The organism is Actinoplanes sp. M2I2, assembly GCF_023544445.1.
Taxonomy (GTDB): Bacteria; Actinomycetota; Actinomycetes; order Mycobacteriales; family Micromonosporaceae; genus Actinoplanes.
Window position 1 is genome coordinate 410,927 of sequence record NZ_JALPVJ010000005.1, and the last position, 16,592, is coordinate 427,518.

At 71.7% G+C, this 16,592-nt stretch carries 16 protein-coding genes; 12 read left to right on the forward strand and 4 right to left on the reverse strand.

Annotated features, from left to right (window positions below; genetic code table 11):
* Positions 1 to 60: 60 nt before the first annotated feature.
* The 7 genes from HJC40_RS12890 to HJC40_RS12920 are packed head-to-tail and all read left to right on the forward strand — an operon-like array spanning position 61 to position 8,567.
* On the forward strand, positions 61 to 1,839 hold the full coding sequence (locus HJC40_RS12890; protein WP_250001168.1) for a Wzz/FepE/Etk N-terminal domain-containing protein: 1,779 nt from the start codon (positions 61 to 63) through the stop codon (positions 1,837 to 1,839).
* Between the two features lie 2 nt (positions 1,840 to 1,841).
* Positions 1,842 to 3,200, forward strand: a complete 1,359-nt coding sequence (locus HJC40_RS12895; protein ID WP_250001169.1) for a hypothetical protein — start codon at positions 1,842 to 1,844, stop codon at positions 3,198 to 3,200.
* Positions 3,197 to 4,426 carry a hypothetical protein gene (locus HJC40_RS12900; RefSeq protein WP_250001171.1) on the forward strand — a complete coding sequence of 410 codons (1,230 nt, stop codon included), beginning with the start codon at positions 3,197 to 3,199 and terminating at the stop codon, positions 4,424 to 4,426. The genes HJC40_RS12895 and HJC40_RS12900 overlap by 4 nt, the downstream gene beginning before the upstream one ends.
* A gap of 11 nt (positions 4,427 to 4,437) precedes the next feature.
* Positions 4,438 to 5,313 (forward strand): sulfotransferase, encoded by an 876-nt coding sequence (locus HJC40_RS12905; RefSeq protein ID WP_250001172.1) that lies wholly within the window; start codon positions 4,438 to 4,440, stop codon positions 5,311 to 5,313.
* On the forward strand, positions 5,301 to 6,845 hold the full coding sequence (locus HJC40_RS12910; protein WP_250001173.1) for an MATE family efflux transporter: 1,545 nt from the start codon (positions 5,301 to 5,303) through the stop codon (positions 6,843 to 6,845). Before HJC40_RS12905 ends, HJC40_RS12910 begins: the two co-directional genes overlap by 13 nt.
* On the forward strand, positions 6,842 to 7,576 hold the full coding sequence (locus HJC40_RS12915; protein WP_250001174.1) for a methyltransferase domain-containing protein: 735 nt from the start codon (positions 6,842 to 6,844) through the stop codon (positions 7,574 to 7,576). Before HJC40_RS12910 ends, HJC40_RS12915 begins: the two co-directional genes overlap by 4 nt.
* Entirely contained in the window at positions 7,563 to 8,567 is a 1,005-nt protein-coding gene (locus HJC40_RS12920; protein ID WP_250001176.1) for a glycosyl hydrolase, read from the forward strand. Before HJC40_RS12915 ends, HJC40_RS12920 begins: the two co-directional genes overlap by 14 nt.
* Here the strand turns inward: HJC40_RS12920 and HJC40_RS12925 are convergent.
* Both HJC40_RS12925 and HJC40_RS12930 read right to left on the reverse strand, forming a co-directional pair.
* Complete coding sequence (locus HJC40_RS12925) at positions 8,557 to 8,922, reverse strand: VOC family protein (protein ID WP_250001178.1); 366 nt, start codon at positions 8,920 to 8,922, stop codon at positions 8,557 to 8,559. The two genes, HJC40_RS12920 and HJC40_RS12925, sit on opposite strands and share 11 nt — an antisense overlap.
* A 29-nt stretch (positions 8,923 to 8,951) precedes the next feature.
* The gene (locus tag HJC40_RS12930) at positions 8,952 to 9,299 is read right to left on the reverse strand and encodes a TraR/DksA C4-type zinc finger protein (RefSeq protein ID WP_250001179.1); all 348 of its coding nucleotides are present in this window, start codon (positions 9,297 to 9,299) and stop codon (positions 8,952 to 8,954) included.
* Positions 9,300 to 9,389: 90 nt separating this feature from the next.
* Between HJC40_RS12930 and HJC40_RS12935 the strand changes: the two genes are divergently transcribed.
* The gene (locus HJC40_RS12935) at positions 9,390 to 9,659 is read left to right on the forward strand and encodes a type II toxin-antitoxin system Phd/YefM family antitoxin (protein ID WP_250001181.1); all 270 of its coding nucleotides are present in this window, start codon (positions 9,390 to 9,392) and stop codon (positions 9,657 to 9,659) included.
* A gap of 9 nt (positions 9,660 to 9,668) precedes the next feature.
* Here HJC40_RS12935 and HJC40_RS12940 read toward each other — a convergent pair whose 3' ends face one another.
* Positions 9,669 to 10,466 (reverse strand): WecB/TagA/CpsF family glycosyltransferase, encoded by a 798-nt coding sequence (locus tag HJC40_RS12940; protein WP_250001183.1) that lies wholly within the window; start codon positions 10,464 to 10,466, stop codon positions 9,669 to 9,671.
* 61 nt (positions 10,467 to 10,527) lie between these two features.
* Here HJC40_RS12940 and HJC40_RS12945 point away from each other — a divergent pair, with 61 nt between their 5' ends.
* The 3 genes from HJC40_RS12945 to HJC40_RS12955 all read left to right on the forward strand — a co-directional run bounded on the left by HJC40_RS12945 (position 10,528) and on the right by HJC40_RS12955 (position 13,242).
* Positions 10,528 to 11,475: a sulfotransferase gene (locus HJC40_RS12945; RefSeq protein ID WP_250001185.1), complete on the forward strand. Its 948-nt coding sequence runs from the start codon at positions 10,528 to 10,530 to the stop codon at positions 11,473 to 11,475.
* Entirely contained in the window at positions 11,472 to 12,386 is a 915-nt protein-coding gene (locus HJC40_RS12950) for a glycosyltransferase family A protein (protein ID WP_250001187.1), read from the forward strand. Before HJC40_RS12945 ends, HJC40_RS12950 begins: the two co-directional genes overlap by 4 nt.
* A gap of 82 nt (positions 12,387 to 12,468) precedes the next feature.
* Positions 12,469 to 13,242 carry a DeoR/GlpR family DNA-binding transcription regulator gene (locus tag HJC40_RS12955; protein WP_250001188.1) on the forward strand — a complete coding sequence of 258 codons (774 nt, stop codon included), beginning with the start codon at positions 12,469 to 12,471 and terminating at the stop codon, positions 13,240 to 13,242.
* A gap of 300 nt (positions 13,243 to 13,542) precedes the next feature.
* On the opposite strand, the gene HJC40_RS12960 is transcribed toward HJC40_RS12955, so the two are convergent.
* Positions 13,543 to 14,757, reverse strand: a complete 1,215-nt coding sequence (locus HJC40_RS12960; protein WP_250001190.1) for an NADP-dependent isocitrate dehydrogenase — start codon at positions 14,755 to 14,757, stop codon at positions 13,543 to 13,545.
* A gap of 161 nt (positions 14,758 to 14,918) precedes the next feature.
* Between HJC40_RS12960 and HJC40_RS12965 the strand changes: the two genes are divergently transcribed.
* Positions 14,919 to 16,559: an alkaline phosphatase gene (locus tag HJC40_RS12965; RefSeq protein WP_250001192.1), complete on the forward strand. Its 1,641-nt coding sequence runs from the start codon at positions 14,919 to 14,921 to the stop codon at positions 16,557 to 16,559.
* Positions 16,560 to 16,592 lie beyond the last annotated feature (33 nt).

Sequence of the window (16,592 nt, forward strand, 5' to 3'; positions counted from 1 at the left end):
GGGGCGAAACGCCCGATTGCCAGCACCTTCTCACTCCATCCCCGAAAGGGCCGCCTACCGATGGAAGCGTCTCGCCCTGCCGACGTCTCGCACTATCTCGGCGTGTTCCGCCGGCACTGGTGGATCGCGCTGCTCGCGACGGGTGCCGGGCTGGGCGCGGGCGCCGGGCTGACCTCGGCGATGCCCAAGGTCTACCAATCCTCGACCGCCGTGCTCGTGCAGGCCGTCGACCAGGACACCAACGCCCAGGGCGGCCGGACCAAGGGCATGGTCAACCTCGACACCGAGGCCCAGCTGGTCGGCTCGGGTGCGGTCGCCGCCAAGGCCGCCGCGCTGCTGCGCAGCCCCCGTTCGCCGGTCGAGCTGGCCCGCGACGTGTCGGTCGAGGTGCCGGCCAACACCACCGTGCTGATGGTGACCTTCCAGGCCGGTAAGCCCGAGGAGGCCCAGGCCGGCTCGCACGCGTTCGCCGAGGCGTACCTGCGCAACCGCGAGGAGACCGCCCAGAACGGCCTGAACCAGCAGATCAAGACGCTGTCGGCGAAGATCCGGCAGCTCACCACCACGCTCGGCGGGATCAACGCCCGGCTCTCCCGGGCCGCCCGGGGCAGCTCCGACGAGAGCAACCTGCTCAGCCTGCGGCAGAACTCGCAGAACCAGCTCAACGGCATGACCGGCAAGCTGAACGAGCTGACCACGACCACGATCGGCGCGGGCAGCATCATCAGCGACGCCCGCCTGCCCGACACGCCGGTCAGCCCCAACCCCATGATCAACCTGGCCACCGGCGGCATGATCGGCCTGCTGCTCGGGCTCGGCCTGGCGTTCCTGCGGGAGCGGTACGACCGCCGCCTGCGCTCCGCCGCCGACGTGCGCGACCGGGGGCGCATGCACGTGCTGGCCGCCCTCGACGAGCGCACCACACCGCACTTCGACGACGTGCTGCAGCCCTACGGCGCCGGCGGCCGGGTCTTCAACCGGCTGCGCAACGAGGTGCTCGCCACGCTGCCCCAGGGTGATCAGGTCATCGTGGTCACCGGGGCCAGCCGCGGCTCGGCCAGCACGCTGGTCGCCGCCAACCTGGCCGCCGCGCTGGCCCGTACCGGGAGCGAGGTCGTGCTGATCGGCGCGCACCTGCCGGACAGCGTGGTGGACGCCGCCCCGCTCGCCCGCATGCTCGGGGTGTCGGCCGTGCCCGGCCTGTCCGACCTGCTCGCGGGTCGCGTCGGCCTGGCCCGGGCCCTGCAGCGCACCCCGCGCATCCCGTCGCTGCGGGTCATCACCACCGGCGGTGCCGCCACCGCCGCCGGGCTGATGCAGTCGCAGCGCCTGCGGGACACCCTCGAGGCGCTGCGCCGGCAGGGTGGGTACGTCGTGATCGAGGCGCCGTCCACGGCCAGCAGCGCCGACGCGCAGAGCCTGGCCAGCCTGGCCGACGCCGCGATCCTCGCGGTCGAGCTGCGCCGGGCCCGCCGCCCGGCCCTGCTCGACGCGGCCGAGCAGCTGCGCCGCGTGGGCACCCCGCTGCTGGGCGCGGTCGTGCTGCCCCGCTTGTCGAACCTGCGCTCGGCCGAGCCGATGGGCCCGGCCGTCACGCTCAGCCCGCCGTCGAAGCCGTCGCCCGGGCCCCGGCCGGACGAGACCGCGGTGCTCGACCGGGAACTGATGCAGCCCAAGCGCTTCCCGACCAACACCGTCTCCAGCGCCGAGCGGACCGCCACCCAGCAGCAGCTGCGTCAGCGGGCCGCGGACAGCACCGAGGAGATCACCGCGGTGATCGACATGTCCGGCCTGGACCTCAGCGACAGCTCCCAGACTCAGGACGGCGACAAGCAGTGACCGTGCTCCAGGTCCCGGCCGCCGCCGGCGGCCGGGCCCACGTCGCGCGCAACACGGCGTTGCCGGCATGGCCGGTGGCGAGCATCCTGGCGTTCTATCCGATCTGGTGGGCCCTCGGGCTCGGCGTGCTGATCTTCGCGCTGATGGCCGTGCCGATGCTGTTCCTGCTGATCCGCAAGCGGGCCGCCGGCCGGCCGGTGCGGCTCCCGCCCGGCTTCGGGTGGTGGGTGCTCTTCCTGGTCGCCGTCGTGGTCAGCATCGGCGCGCTCGGCGCCGACCCGGCCGGAACGGTGGCCGGGCACGCCACCGGCCGGCTGCTCCCGGCCGGTTACAAGGCGCTGATGTATGTCGCCCTGACCGTGCTGCTGGTCTATGCCGGCAACCTGACCGAGGCCGAGCTGCCCAAGCGCCGCCTGGTCAAGCTGCTCGGCTGGCTGTTCGTGGTCACCGTGCTCGGCGGCCTGCTGGGCCTGGTGGCCGGGACCTTCGAGTTCATCTCGCCGGTCGAGTGGCTGTTGCCGGGCAGCGTGCGCAACAAGGGCTTCGTGCAGTCGCTGGTACACCCGTACGCGGCTCAGATCATGGACATCGTCGGCGACAACCAGCCTCGGCCGGCCGCGCCCTGGGGCTACACGAACACCTGGGGCAACAACTTCTGCCTGCTGGCCGGCTGGCTGGTGGTCGCCGCCTGGCAGTACGGCGGGGGCAAGGCCCGGTTCTGGGCCACCGTCTGCCTGATCGTCTCGGTCGTGCCCGCGGTCGTGTCACTCAACCGCGGACTGTGGATCGGCGTCGGTGTGCTCGTCGTCTACGTCGCCGTCCGCTACGTCCTCGCCGGCCGGCTGTGGATCCTCGGCGCCGTCGCGGTGGCCGGCGGGCTGCTGGCGATCTCGCTGGTCGCCACGCCGCTCGGCGACGTGGTCGGCGCCCGGCTCGACAACGGCAAGTCCAACGGCGTGCGTTCCTTCCTCATCGAGCGGGCCCTGGACGGCTTCCAGGGATCGCCGGTGATCGGCTACGGCGGCACGCGCAACACCCTCGGTGGCCGGAACTCGATCACGGTCGGCGAGAGCGCCGGCTGCGAGCGCTGCGGCAACTTCACCGTGGGCGGCAACGGCCAGCTGTGGCAGCTGCTGTTCGCGCACGGCGCGGTGGGCACGGCCGGCTATCTGGGCTTCTTCGCGTACGGGCTGTGGCGGTTCCGGCGCGATCGCAGCGCCATCGGGGTGGCGGGCGGCGGCGCGATCGTCACGTCGTTCTCCGCCATGCTCTGGTACAACTCGCTGGTCACCCCGCTGGCCTTCATGGTTCTGGCGTTTGCGCTGCTCTGGCGCAACTCATCCGAGGGGGAAACGACATGAGCCCGGTGAAGACCGCGCCCGCCGAGCTGACCGCGAAGGACGCCGAGCTGCGCACGCGGTACCTGACCGAGGTGCTGGACCTCCTCTACCCGCCGCCGTGCCGCACCGACGGCTCGCCCGGCACGCCGATCGCCGAATATCTGGTGGTGCCGGACGCCCGCCGGCCCCGGCTGCTGGTGCCCTCGACCTCGCGCCGGGTGGCCGCCGCCGCCGTCCGGCGGTATGCCGAGCCGCAGTCGCGCGTGGCCCGGCTCAAGCGCGAGGCCGTCGTCGCCGCGGTGCGGACCGGCGCCTCCGGCGTGCTGCTGCGCGACCGGGTCCGGGTCACCGGGCCGTTCGCGCACAGCATCGACGGGTATCTGAGCGAGGCGCTCGGCCGCGAGTTGTCGGTGAGCGTCCACATCGGTCCGGCGCGGGCCAACCGCAAGCCGGTGCTGCAGCTGATCGGGCCGGACGGCGACACGTTCGGCTTCGGCAAGCTCGGCACCGGGCCGCTCACCCAGCAGCTCGTGCGGGCCGAGACGGCCGCGCTGGCCTCGCTGGCCGGCAGCGGCCTGACCAAGCTGACCGTCCCCCGCGTGCTGCACTCGGGCCGGTGGCGCGGGCTCGAGGTGCTGGTGCAGTCGTCGCTGCCGGTGTGGCTGCCCCGGGCGCCGCTGAGCCGGCGCCGGCTGGTCGCGGCGATGCTCGACGTCGCCGGCTGTTGTGGCTTCCGCACCGGGGCGCTGGCCGCCAGCTCGTACTGGGCCGAGCTGCGCGAACGGCTCGCCGCGGTGAGCGACCGGCCGGAAGGCGTGAGCCTCGCCGCCGCGGCCGAGCTTCTCGTGCGGCGGGCCGGCGACACCGTCTTCCGGTACGGCGCGTGGCACGGCGACTGGGCTCCCTGGAACATGGCGAACCTGGCCGACGCCCTGCTCGTGTGGGACTGGGAGCGCTTCGCGACCGGCGTGCCGCTCGGCTTCGACGCCGTCCACCACGAACTGCAGAAGCGCATCCAGGCGACCCCGGATGCCAAGGACGCGGTCGAGGCGACCGTGCGGGAGGCGGCCGAGTTGCTGGCGCCGTTCGGCGTACCGGTGGCCGGCCGCGAGGCGACCGCCCTGCTCTACCTGGTCGACCTGGCCACCCGATACCTGACCGACCGCCAGGCCGAGGCCGGCGCCCGCCTGGGTGTGCTCGGCACCTGGCTGCTGCCGGTGCTGATCCGGCGGGTCGAGGAGCTCTGAGGAGACCAACCATGGACGTACGCAATCTGCCGGCGCCGATGAAACGCGTCGTGCACCTGGGTTCGCGCTCCCTGGGCCGGCTCACCGCGCCGGGCCGGATGACGCCGACCTTCCTGATCTGCGGCGGGCAGCGCTGCGGCACCACGTCGCTGTACCGCGCGCTGGCCGGGCACCCGGTCGTGCTCAAGGCCGTGCTGCACAAGGGTGTGCACTACTTCGACACGTCCTACGGGCGGGGCATGTCCTGGTACAAGGGCCACTTCCCGATGCTGCGCAGCGCCGAGAAGATCGGCGAGCGGTACGGGGTGACGCCCCAGACGTTCGAGTCGAGCCCGTACTACATGTACCACCCGCAGGCGGCCGCCCGGATCGCCCGGGACCTGCCGCACGCCCGGCTCGTCGTGCTCGTGCGCGACCCGGTCGAACGGGCCTACTCGCAGCACCACCACGAGATCGCCCGCGGCTTCGAGACCGAGCGTGATTTCGGGGCCGCGCTGGCTTTGGAGCCGGCCCGCCTGCACAAGCAGGAGGAGCGGCTGGCCGAGGACCCGGAGTACTACAGCTTCAGCCACCAGCACCACGCCTACCGCGCGCGCGGCGAGTACGCCCGCTACCTCAGCGTGATGGCCCAGCACGTCGGCCGCGAGCGCATCCACGTGGTCGAGAGCGAGCGCTTCTTCGCCGAGCCCGAGCCGGTCTACGACGAGGTGTGCGAGTTCCTCGGCCTTCCCAGCTATCTGGAACGGCCGGCCTTCGAGCGGCACAACGCCCGCCCGCGCCAGAGCGACATGGACCCGGCCCTGCGCCGCGAGCTCACCGACCACTACCTGCCGCACGACGAGGCCCTCGCGCCCTGGCTGGGGCGCATGCCGGTATGGCGGTCCTAGACAAGCCGGCACCGGTCACCCGGGGAGTCGCCCGGGGCGGGCTGGCCAACATGGCCGGCTCGGCCCTGGCCGGCGGCACCGGCGTGGTCGTCACCTGGGTGGTGGCCCGCTCGCTGGGCGCCGAGCAGGCCGGCGCCTTCTTCGCCGCCACCGCCGCCTTCGTGCTCGTCGGCGGGCTGGCCAAGCTGGGCACCCAGACCGGGCTCGTCTACTGGCCGGCCCGGCTGCGCGCCACCGGGCGGGAGCACCTGCTGGGCGCCTGCCTGCGCGCCGGGCTCGTCCCGGTCGTCGTGCTGTCGATCGTGCTGGCCGTCGCGATGTGGCTCGCCGCACCGGCCATCGCCCACGTCACCGCGCGCGAGACGGCCCACGTGATCGACGCGCACACCGCGGGGCTGCGGGTGCTGGCGGCGTTCCTGCCGTTGCAGGCGCTGACCGACGCGCTGCTCACGGCCACCCGCGGATACCGGGCGATGCGTCCGACCGTGCTGCTCGACCGGATCCTGCGCAGCGTGCTGCAACTGGTGCTGGTCGGGGCGGCCGGCGTCGCGACACTGTGGACCGCCGGGTCGCTGCCGGCGTTCGCGCTGGCCTGGGCCGCGCCCTACCTGCCGGTGACGGTGCTCGCGGCGTACGCGCTGCGCAAGGTCCACCGCGCCGGCCGGCCGCCGGGGGTGACCACCTCACGGGCCGAGCGCCGCGGGCTGCGGCGCGAGTTCTGGCGGTTCACCGGGCCCCGCGCGCTGGCCAGCGTGGCCCAGCTCGCCCTGCAGCGCATCGACGTGCTGCTGGTGGCCGCGCTGGGCGGTCTGGCCCCGGCCGCCGTCTACGCCGTCGCGGGCCGGTTCGTCGTGCTCATCCAGTTCGCCAACCAGGGGATCTCGCAGTCGGTGCAGCCGCGGCTGGCCGAGGCGCTCGCGGTCGGCGACCGGGCCACCGCGAACCACCTCTACCGCACGGCCACCGGCTGGCTCGTGCTGGTGACCTGGCCGGTCAACCTGCTGGTGATCTTCTTCGCGCCGGTGTGGCTGCGGCTGTTCGGCCCCCGCTACGCGGCCGAGGGCTCGCTGGTGGTGACCGTGCTGGCCGTCGCGATGCTGGTCGCCACCGGCTGCGGCATGGTCGACATGGTGCTGGCGATGGCCGGGCGTACCTCCTGGAACCTCGCCAACGTGCTGGTCGCGCTGGCCGTCACGGTGACCCTCGACGTGCTGCTCATCCCCCGGTACGGCGCCCTGGGCGCCGCGATCGGTCTGGCCTGCGCGATGGTCGCCAACAACCTGCTGCCGCTGATCCAGGTCGGCCGGTCGGTCGGCCTGCACCCGTTCGGCCGGGGCACGCGGGCCGCCGCCGGACTGTCGGTCGCCTGTTTCGGCGTCCTGCCCTGGACCGTCACCGCGACGGTCGGGGACGGCCCCACCGGCCGGACCCTCGCCATGCTCGCCGCCGTGCCCGCGTTCCTGGCCGGCGCCTGGCTGTTGCGCGTTCCGCTCGCTCTGGGCGCGTTCAAACCGAAGAGGAGGACGAGTTGACCACCGACTACACCAAGGTGTTCCAGGACAGCAATGCCGTCGAGAAGTACGAGAACATCACGTACGCGCCGGACAGCTACGCCTCGCAGATCAACGAACGCCAGCAGGACTACCTGCGCACGCTGGTGCGGCGCGAGTTCGGGCCGCTGGCGCCGGTGCAGCACGACTTCGCGTGCGGCACCGGGCGGGCCATCCGCACGCTGCACGGGCTGGTGCGCGAGGCGCACGGCTACGACACGTCGGCCGAGATGATGGCCAAGGCGGCCGAGGTCGGCTCGCGCGCGAACTGGCACCAGGTGGCGGCCGACGGACCGGTGCCGCACCCGGAGCCGGCCGGCTTCCCGGCCATCGTGACGATGTTCCGGCTGCTGCTCAACGTGGACGAGACCGTCCGCGACCGGGCGCTGGCGTTCGCGGCCCGCGCGCTGCCCACCGCCGACTCGGGCATCCTGGTCGTCGAGAACCACGGCAACGCCGGCTCGGTGCGGCACCTGCGGGCCCGCCGTCACAAGGGCGAACGCTGGTTCGCCGAGCTCTCCCACGCCGAGGTCGCCTCGCTGCTCGACCGGCACGGCTTCGTGATCGTCGAGCGGCGCGGCTTCTCGATGATCACCCCGTCGCTGCACGGCAACCCGGTGGCCCGGGCCGCCGACGCCGCCATGCGCCGGCTGCCGGGCAGCGACGCGTACGCCGTCAACGTTCTCTACACCGCACGTCGTGTCCACGCGTAAGCGGCCAGCGGCGTTGATCGTCGCCGCCCTCCTGCTGCTGGCCGGCTGCTCGTTCGGAAAGGACGAGAAACCGGCGCCCCCGCCCGCACCCGACCTGAACCGGGCGCCGGGAGCGGTGGCCGTGAACAAGGGGCCGTTCCGGTCCGGCCCGATCAAGGCGCCCAAGAACGGTGCGTTGTTCGGCGCGTGGATCAAGCCGGACCAGCTGACCCACGTGGGCCGGCTCGCCGCGGTCGACAGCCTGCAGGCCGATCTGGGCCGGCGGCTGACCATCGTGAACACGTACCGGCGCTTCGAGCAGATGGTCGGCACCCCGTCGGACAAGGAGTTCCTGGCCCGCGGCGCGACGCTGATGGTGAGCTGGGCGACCGGCGACAACCGGTCCATCCTGGACGGCGAGCACGACGATCTGATCCGCAAGCAGGCCCGGGCCGTCCGCAAGCTCCGGACGCCGGTGCTGCTGCGGATGCGCTGGGAGATGGACCGCCCCAACCTGCGCGCGACGATGTGGTCGGGCGCCGACTACATCGCGGCCTGGAAGTACGTACGCGAGATCTTCCGTGAGGAACGCGCGAAGAACGTCTCGTGGGTGTGGTGCCCGACCGCCGAGGGGTTCATCCGCGGCGACGCGCCGGGCTTCTACCCGGGCGACGACCAGGTCGACTGGACGTGCGTGGACGTCTACGCGGGCGAGCGCTTCGAGCCCATCGGCACCCTGATGGGCCCGTTCCTGACGTGGGCGGCGCAGCGACCCAAACCGATCGTGATCGGCGAGTTCGGGGTGGCGAAGGCGTGGGGCTCGGCCGGGCGGGCCGCGTGGCTCAAGGACGCCCGGCGCACGTTCAAGGTGAACCCGCAAATCAAGGCGATCGCCTACTTCGAGTCGAACCCGGAGGGGAACGGCCCGAAGAAGCAGTTCCAGCTGACCGGCGACCCACCGGCCTTCCGCGAGTTCGAGTCGATGGTCAAGGACCCGTACTTCAATCCCTGACCGGCTCCAGGAACTCGAGCCGGTTGCCGTGGTCGTCCTGCGAGTAGAACCGCCGGTGGCCCGGGAAGTGGGGATCCCACTGCACCGGGCGGCCGACGGTCTCCAGCCGCCGGGCCAGGGCGTCGAGGTCGTCGACGAGCACGCCCGGGTGGGCCCGGCTCTGCGGCGCGAACTCCGCGACCGGGCTGACGTGCACCTCCCAGCCGCCGGAGCGGAACCAGCAGCCCCCGCGGCCGGCCAGGACCGGCGGTTTGGCCAGCTCGGTCATCCCGAGGACCCCGCCGTAGAAGGCCCGGGCCGCCTCCTCACCGCCGCGCGGACAGAGAACCTGGACGTGATGCAGGCGTTCGAACATGGGCCCTATTAAACCGTACGTACGTCTTGCTAGCCACCGGCTGCCCGGGCACAGGCCACACACCGGGTGGCGAAAGGACGGATCTCGAGGCGTCCGGGGGCGATGGCCTCGCCGCAGGCCTCACAGCGGCCGTAGGAGCCGGCGTCCAGGCGCGACAGGGCCTCGTGAACAGCCGCCAGCTGAGCGCGCGCGGCGGTGAGCACGGCAGTCAGCTGGGCCCGCTCGTACGCGATCGTCGCACCCTCGGGGTCGTGCTCGTCGTCGGCGTTGTCGGCCCGCGACGCCTCGAACAGGCCAAGCAGGTCGGCGTCGAGCGTGGCGATCTCCAGCTCCGCCTCGTCCCGCAGCCGTTCCAGAGCCGCGCGATGAGTGTCCATAGCCCTCCACGGTAACCACCACGGCTACCATCCCCGCTCAGATGTACAATCGCACGTACTTTCAGACGTACAACCTCCGCGGAGCGAACCATGAAGGTCTACACCATTTCCGATGTTCGCAAGAACTTCGCGGCAGTAGTCGACGCGGTCATCGACGACGCCGAGGAATGCGTCATTCCGCGCGGCGGCGGAAAGGCCGTCGTCATGGTCTCCCTCGACGAGTGGAACGCGATGAAGGAAACCTTGCACGTCATGGGCTCCCCAGCCGACGCGCGCCGCCTCCTCGAGAGCATCGCCCAGGCCGACGCCGGGCTCCTCCAGGAGCGTCCGCCGGCCACGCCGGAGGCGTTCGCCAAGTGACGCCGGGGCTCAGCGGGCTCGGGCGCGCTGGGTGGGGGCCTGGGCCAGCAGGCGCAGGGCGTACGGGGCGTCGTGGCGCAGGTAGCGGCCGGCCAGGCGGCGCGGCTCGGTGCCGAGGCGGTGCGCCCACTCGAGGCCGGTGCGCTGCATCCAGCGTGGGGCCCGCTCGATGTCGCCGGCGACGAAGTTGACCGCGGCGCCGCAGCCCAGGAACCAGGACTGCGGGAGCCCGGCCCGTAGCCGCGTGATCACGCGCTCCTGCTTGGGGTAGCCCAGGCCCACGAAGACCAGGTCGGGGCGGGCGTCGATCACCTTCGCGCAGACGTCGGCGTACGTCGGCGGGTCCTGGTCGAAGCCGAACGGCGGGCACGAGGTTCCGGCCAGGCGCAGGCCGGGGCTGGATTCGAGAAGCCGGGCGGCCGCGCGGGCGGCGCCGTCCGGTGTGGAGTCGTCGGTGGCGGGGGTGCCGCCGAGCACGAAGATCGAGCGGCGGTCCAGGCCCAGGCCGGCCGACAGCGTTCGGATCAGGCTGCTGCCGGCCACCCGCTCGGGCAGCGGCGATCCGCTCAGCCTGCTCGCCCACACCAGGGGCATGCCGTCGGCGACGATCAGGTCGGCGTCGGCCAGGTGCCGGCGGCACTCGTCGTCGCGCTGGGCGCGGCGCAGGATGTCGATGTTCGGGGTCAGGATCCGGCCGCCGCGGCCGTGGGCCAGCGCGTCCCGTACGACGGCCACGACCTCGGCTTCGGTGATCCGGTCGATCCCCGTCCCGTCGAGCTGGACTCGATCGAAAGCCTCGACTGACACGCACGCCTCCTTCACGGTTGTTGGCTCGTTATACGAGCGAAACGAGCGAAGGTGGGCCAAAGTGGCACGAGTGCTATTTCTGGGTGGATTAGGACGAAGCGGGACAACGCTCGTCGAACGCCTGCTAGGCGAACTGCCCGGGGTGTGCACGCTCGGCGAGATCGTCCACCTGTGGCAGCGCGACATCCTCGACGACGAGCGTTGCGGCTGCGGCGCCCGCTTCTCGGCCTGCACGTTCTGGCACCGGGTCGGCCAGTACGCCTTCGGCGGCTGGGACAACGTCGACGTCGACCGCGTGCACGAGCTGCGCGACGCCGTCGAGCGCACCCGGCACATCCCCCGCCTCGCGACCGCGGTCGAGGCGCCCGACGAGGTGTACGAATACGCGCACTTCTACGCCCGCGTCTACACCGCCGCGGCCGAGATCGCCGGCGCGCGGGTGGTCGTCGACTCGTCCAAGCACTCCGCGCTCGCGCACGTGCTGCGCTGGGCGCCCGACATCGACCTCCGCGTGGTGCACGTGGTGCGCGACGCCCGCGGGGTGGCGTATTCGTGGACCAAGAAGGTCGCCCGGCCCGAGACCGACGGCGCCGAGGAGATGACCCGCTACTCCCCCGGCCGCTCGGCGCTCCTGTGGAACGCTCACAACGCCGCTTTCGGGCTGCTGGCCAAGCGCGGCGTGGCCGTCCACCGGCTGCGCTACGAGGAGTTCCTGGCCGACCCGCGGACCCAGTTGCTGTCGATCGGCGACTTCGCCGGGCTGCGGCTCCGGCCCGAGGATCTGTCCTTTCTGGGCGACGGCTACGCCGACCTGCGGGTCGGGCACAGCGCCGCCGGCAACCCGATGCGCTTCACGGTCGGGCGGCTGCCGCTGCGCCGCGACGACGCCTGGAAGCGCTCGCTGCCCGGCAGCCAGAGGCGCCTGGTCGGCACCGTGTGCGCCCCCATGTTGCGGGCCTACGGATATCCGCTGTCCGTCTCGTCATCGCCATCAGAGGAGAGTCGATGAACTGGCCGTCCGTCGGCGTCGTGATCCCCACCCGCAACCGTCCCGAGCTCGTCCGCAAGGCGATCGGCGCCGTCCGCGACCAGCGCTATCCGGGCGAGGTCAAGGTCCTTGTCGTGTACGACCAGACCGAGCCCGACTACCTGCTGGCCTCCACCGACGGCGTCCAGGTGCTCGTCCTCACCAACTGGCGCACGTCGGGCCTGGCCGGCGCGCGCAACACCGGCATCCTGGCCCTGGACACGGAGTTCGTGGCGTTCTGCGACGACGACGACCAGTGGCAGCCCGACAAGCTCCGCCGGCAGGTCGCGGCGCTGATGGCCGAGCCGGACGCCGAGTTCGCGACGTGTGCGATCGAGGTCGAGTACGACGGAAGATGCACCCCGCGGCTGGCCGGGCTGCCCCGGGTCACCGTCGACGACCTGGCCCGCTCGCGGATGGCGATGCTGCACTCGTCGTCGTTCCTGATCCGCCGGGCGGCGTTCGCCGACGACGCGATCGGCCTGGTCGCCGAGGACGCGCCGGGCAGCCAGAACGAGGACTGGGACCTGCTGCTGCGGGCCGCCCGCCGGGCGCCGATCGTGCACCTGGACGAGCCGCTGGTCCGGGTGCTCTGGGGGCGCACCTCGCACTACGCCTACGAGTACGCCACGAAGATCAGTTCGCTGCGCTGGATGATGCAACGGCACCCCGAGATCAGCGGCTGCCGGCCGGGCGCGGCCCGCGTCTACGGGCAGCTGGCCTGCTGGTCGGCCGCCACCGGCAACCGCAGTCAGGCGTGGCAGTTCAGCAAGGAGGCGGTCCGGGCCAATTGGAAGGAACCGCGCACCGCGATCGCCCTTGCGGCGATGACCGGAGCAGTGAAGGTTGAGAACGTTCTCTCAGCACTCCACAAGCGCGGGAGAGGTATCTGACTTCGCTCTTTCGGTCACACCCAATCACAAGGTACTGTTCGGGCGTGTTCGAATTAGTGCGGTTCCCGGCGGCGGTCCGCTGATGCTGGCCCAGCAGCGACAGGCCGCGATCCTCGACCGTGTCCGAGCCGCCGGGGGCGTCCGGGTCAGTGAGCTCGCGTCGGAGTACGGCGTGTCCGACATGACCATCCGGCGTGACCTCGAGTCCCTGGCCGACCGGGGCCTGCTGGCGAAGGTACACGGCGGCGCGACCACGGTGAGCCCGGGTTCGGCGCACGAGCCCGGCTTCGCCGCCAAGAGCGTGCGCCAGCGCGACGAGAAGGCGGCCATGGCCATGCACGCCGCGGCCCTCGTCTCGCCCGGCGACGCGATCGCGCTGTCCGCCGGCACGACCACCGCCGGCCTGGCTCAGCGGCTGGTCGACGTGCCCTCACTGACCGTGGTGACCAACTCGATCCCGGTCGCCGACATCTTCTACCGTGCCGGGCGCCCCGATCAGACCGTGGTGCTGACCGGCGGCACCCGGACCCCCTCGGACGCGCTCGTCGGCCCGGTGGCCGTCGCCGCCATCGGCACGCTGCACCTCGACATGCTGTTCCTGGGAGTGCACGGCATGAGTGAGCGGGCCGGCTACACGACGCCCAACCTGATGGAGGCCGACGTCAACCGGGCTCTCGTCGAGGCGGCCGAACGACTCGTCGTGCTGGCCGACCACACCAAGTGGGGCACCGTGGGCATCTCCTCGATCGTTCCCCTCGACCGCGCGGACGTGCTGATCACCGACGACGGGCTGGACGAGCCGGCCCGCACCCTGCTGGCCGAGACGGTCCGCGACCTCGTCGTGGTCACCGCCTGAGACCGCCGCGCCGCACAAAGGAGAACGGGGGACCCGGGACAGGGCCCCCCGTAAGGGGAAGGGACAGCAGGCGGAGGGCCTGCGCCGGCCACAGCGATCGAGAGAACCGGTCGGCGCCCGGGACAAGGCAGCCGGACCGGTGAGCGACCTGTCGAAGCCGTGACCGTCGTCCGTTCTGCCGTGAGAAACGACCTCCATCTCCAGAGGTTACGGACTTAAACATGCGATTACATGCATGCTTGTGAGCGTGAAAAAGGCCGCCGGTCAAGGGACCGGCGGCCTTTTCGGACTCAGCTGAACTCAGGCGAGCTTGCGGGCCAGGTTCTCGTCGAGCGCGCTCATGAACTCGTCGGTGGAGAGCCACGGCGCGTCCCGCGAGATCAGCAGCGCGAGGTCCTTGGTCATCTGGCCGCCCTCGACGGTCTCGACGCAGACCTTCTCGAGCGTCTCGGCGAACTCGGTCACCGCGGGGGTGCCGTCGAGGACACCGCGGTGCTTGAGGCCACCGGTCCAGGCGAAGATCGACGCGATCGGGTTGGTCGACGTCTTCTCGCCCTTCTGCCACTGCCGGTAGTGCCGGGTGACCGTGCCGTGCGCGGCCTCGGCCTCGACGGTCCTGCCGTCCGGGGTCAGCAGCACCGAGGTCATCAGGCCGAGCGAGCCGAAGCCCTGGGCCACGGTGTCGGACTGCACGTCACCGTCGTAGTTCTTGCAGGCCCAGACGTAGCCGCCCTCCCACTTGAGCGCGGCCGCGACCATGTCGTCGATCAGCCGGTGCTCGTAGGTGATGCCGGCTTCCTTGAACTTCTCGGCGAACTCCGACTCGAAGACCTCGGCGAACAGGTCCTTGAAGCGGCCGTCGTAGGCCTTGAGGATCGTGTTCTTGGTCGACAGGTAGACCGGGTAGTTGCGGGCCAGGCCGTACCGGAACGAGGCGCGCGCGAAGTCGCGGATCGAGTCGTCGTAGTTGTACATGCCCATGCCGACGCCGCCGGCCGGGAAGTCGGCGACGTGGAACTCGATCGGCTCCGAACCGTCCTCGGGTGTGAAGGTCATCGTGAACTTGCCGGCGCTGGGCGCGACGAAGTCGGTGGCCTTGTACTGGTCGCCGTGGGCGTGCCGGCCGATGATGATCGGCTTGGTCCAGCCGGGAACGAGCCGGGGCACGTTCTGCATGATGATCGGCTCGCGGAAGACGACGCCGCCGAGGATGTTGCGGATGGTGCCGTTGGGCGACCGCCACATCTTCTTCAGGCCGAACTCCTCGACGCGGGCCTCGTCGGGGGTGATGGTCGCGCACTTGACGCCCACGCCGTGCTGCTTGATGGCGTTGGCCGCGTCGATCGTCACCTGGTCGTCGGTCTCGTCGCGGTGCTGGATCGACAGGTCGTAGTACTCGAGCGGCACGTCGAGATAGGGCAGGATCAGCTGCTCCCGGATCTGCTTCCAGATGATCCGGGTCATCTCGTCGCCGTCGAGCTCCACGACCGGGTTTGTGACCTTGATTTTCGCCATGCGGCCGGCGCTCCTCTCCCGAAAACCATTCTTAGCAGTACGAGCGTACTGCAGGACTGCCCACGTTCGCCGGGCGACCCCGGCGCGGTGTTGGCCGGATCGCCAACACCAGTTTGGCCCCTCGTCGGCGCCGCGTGACCGAAACCCGATGGCATCGAGCAATGTCACTGCCTACGAAGATCAGCCGGCGCGCGCTTCTCGCCGGTGGCGCCACCGTGGCGGCCTCCCCCATGCTCCTGCATCCCGACCAGGGATATGCCCAGTCCGCGCGGCCCGTCCCCGCGGACGTGTTCCGGCTGGGCGTCGCATCCGGCGATCCGCTGCCCGACGCGGTGGTGCTCTGGACCCGCCTCGCCCCCGATCCGCTGACCGGCGGGGGCATGCCCGCGCGCAACGTGCCCGTCGAGTGGGAGATCGCCGAGGACGACCGCTTCACCCGCCGCCGGCGTACGGGAATCGCTCTGGCCCGGCCCGAGCTCGGCCACTCGGTGCACGTGGACGTGCGCGGGCTGCGACCCGACCGGGTGTACTTCTACCGCTTCCGCACCGGTGGCCAGGTGTCCCCGGCCGGCCGCACCCGCACCGCCCCGGCCGTGAGCGCCCGCCCGCGCACGCTGCGGTTCGCGTTCGCGAGCTGTCAGGACTATCAGGCCGGCTTCTACACCGCCTATCAGCACCTGGCCGCCGAGGACGTCGCCTTCGTGGCGTTCCTGGGCGACTACATCTACGAGGGCCCGCGCAATGCCGCCGCGGCGAGACAGCACGAGGGTACGGACGAGCCGTTCACCCTCGCGCAGTATCGCAACCGGCACGCGCAGTACAAGACCGACCCGGATCTGCAGGCCGCCCACGCCGCCTTCCCGTGGATCGTCACGTTCGACGACCACGAGGTCGACAACAACTGGGCCGACGAGATCCCGCAGGACCCGCAGTCGCAGACCCCCGAGGCGTTCCGGGCCCGGCGGATCGCAGCCTTCCAGGCGTACTACGAGCACATGCCGCTGCGCCGGTCGTCGCTGCCCCGGCGGCTCGACATGCAGCTCTACCGGCGGTTCCGGTACGGCTCGCTGGCCAGCGTGCACGTGCTCGACACCCGGCAGTACCGCAGCGACCAGCCGGCCACGCTCGCCGACGCGCAGAACCCGGCGCTCACGATGACCGGCCCCGAGCAGGAGAAGTGGCTGGTCGACGGGCTGCGGCGCTCCGGCAGCGAGTGGAACGTGCTGGCCAACCAGGTGATGTGGGCCCAGAACGACCGGCTGGCCGGACCGGGGCAGACCTTCGACTTCGACAACTGGGACGGCTACCGGGCGCAGCGGCGGCGGCTGCTCGAGTTCTTCGGCAGCGGCCGGGTGGACAACCCGGTGGTGCTGACCGGTGACCGGCACTGCACGTGGGTGAGCGACCTGCGGCCGGACTTCGACGACGTGACGACCCCGATCGTCGGGGCCGAGATCACCGGCACGTCGATCACCTCGGGCGGCAACGCGAACCCCGCGTCGTTCCACGCCACCTACGACCCGATCATGGCCGAGAGCCCGCATTGGCGCTACATCGACAACCAGCGCGGATACGTGGTCTGCGACGTCTCCCGTACGGAGATGGTGAGCAGCCTGCGGCTGGTCGACACGGTGTGGGCGCCGACGGCCTCGGTACGCACCGAGGCCCGGTTCACGGTCGAGGCCGGCCGGCCGGGGATCGCCGAGGTGTCGGTGTCGCCGGCTCCCCGGTCCACCGGCCGGACGGCCGAGCCCGCCTTCGACGTACGGGATGACCAGGGAGTCGTCCCGCCGACCCGATAGTCGCGAGGGACAGGGGCGATCGGCCCCTGTCAC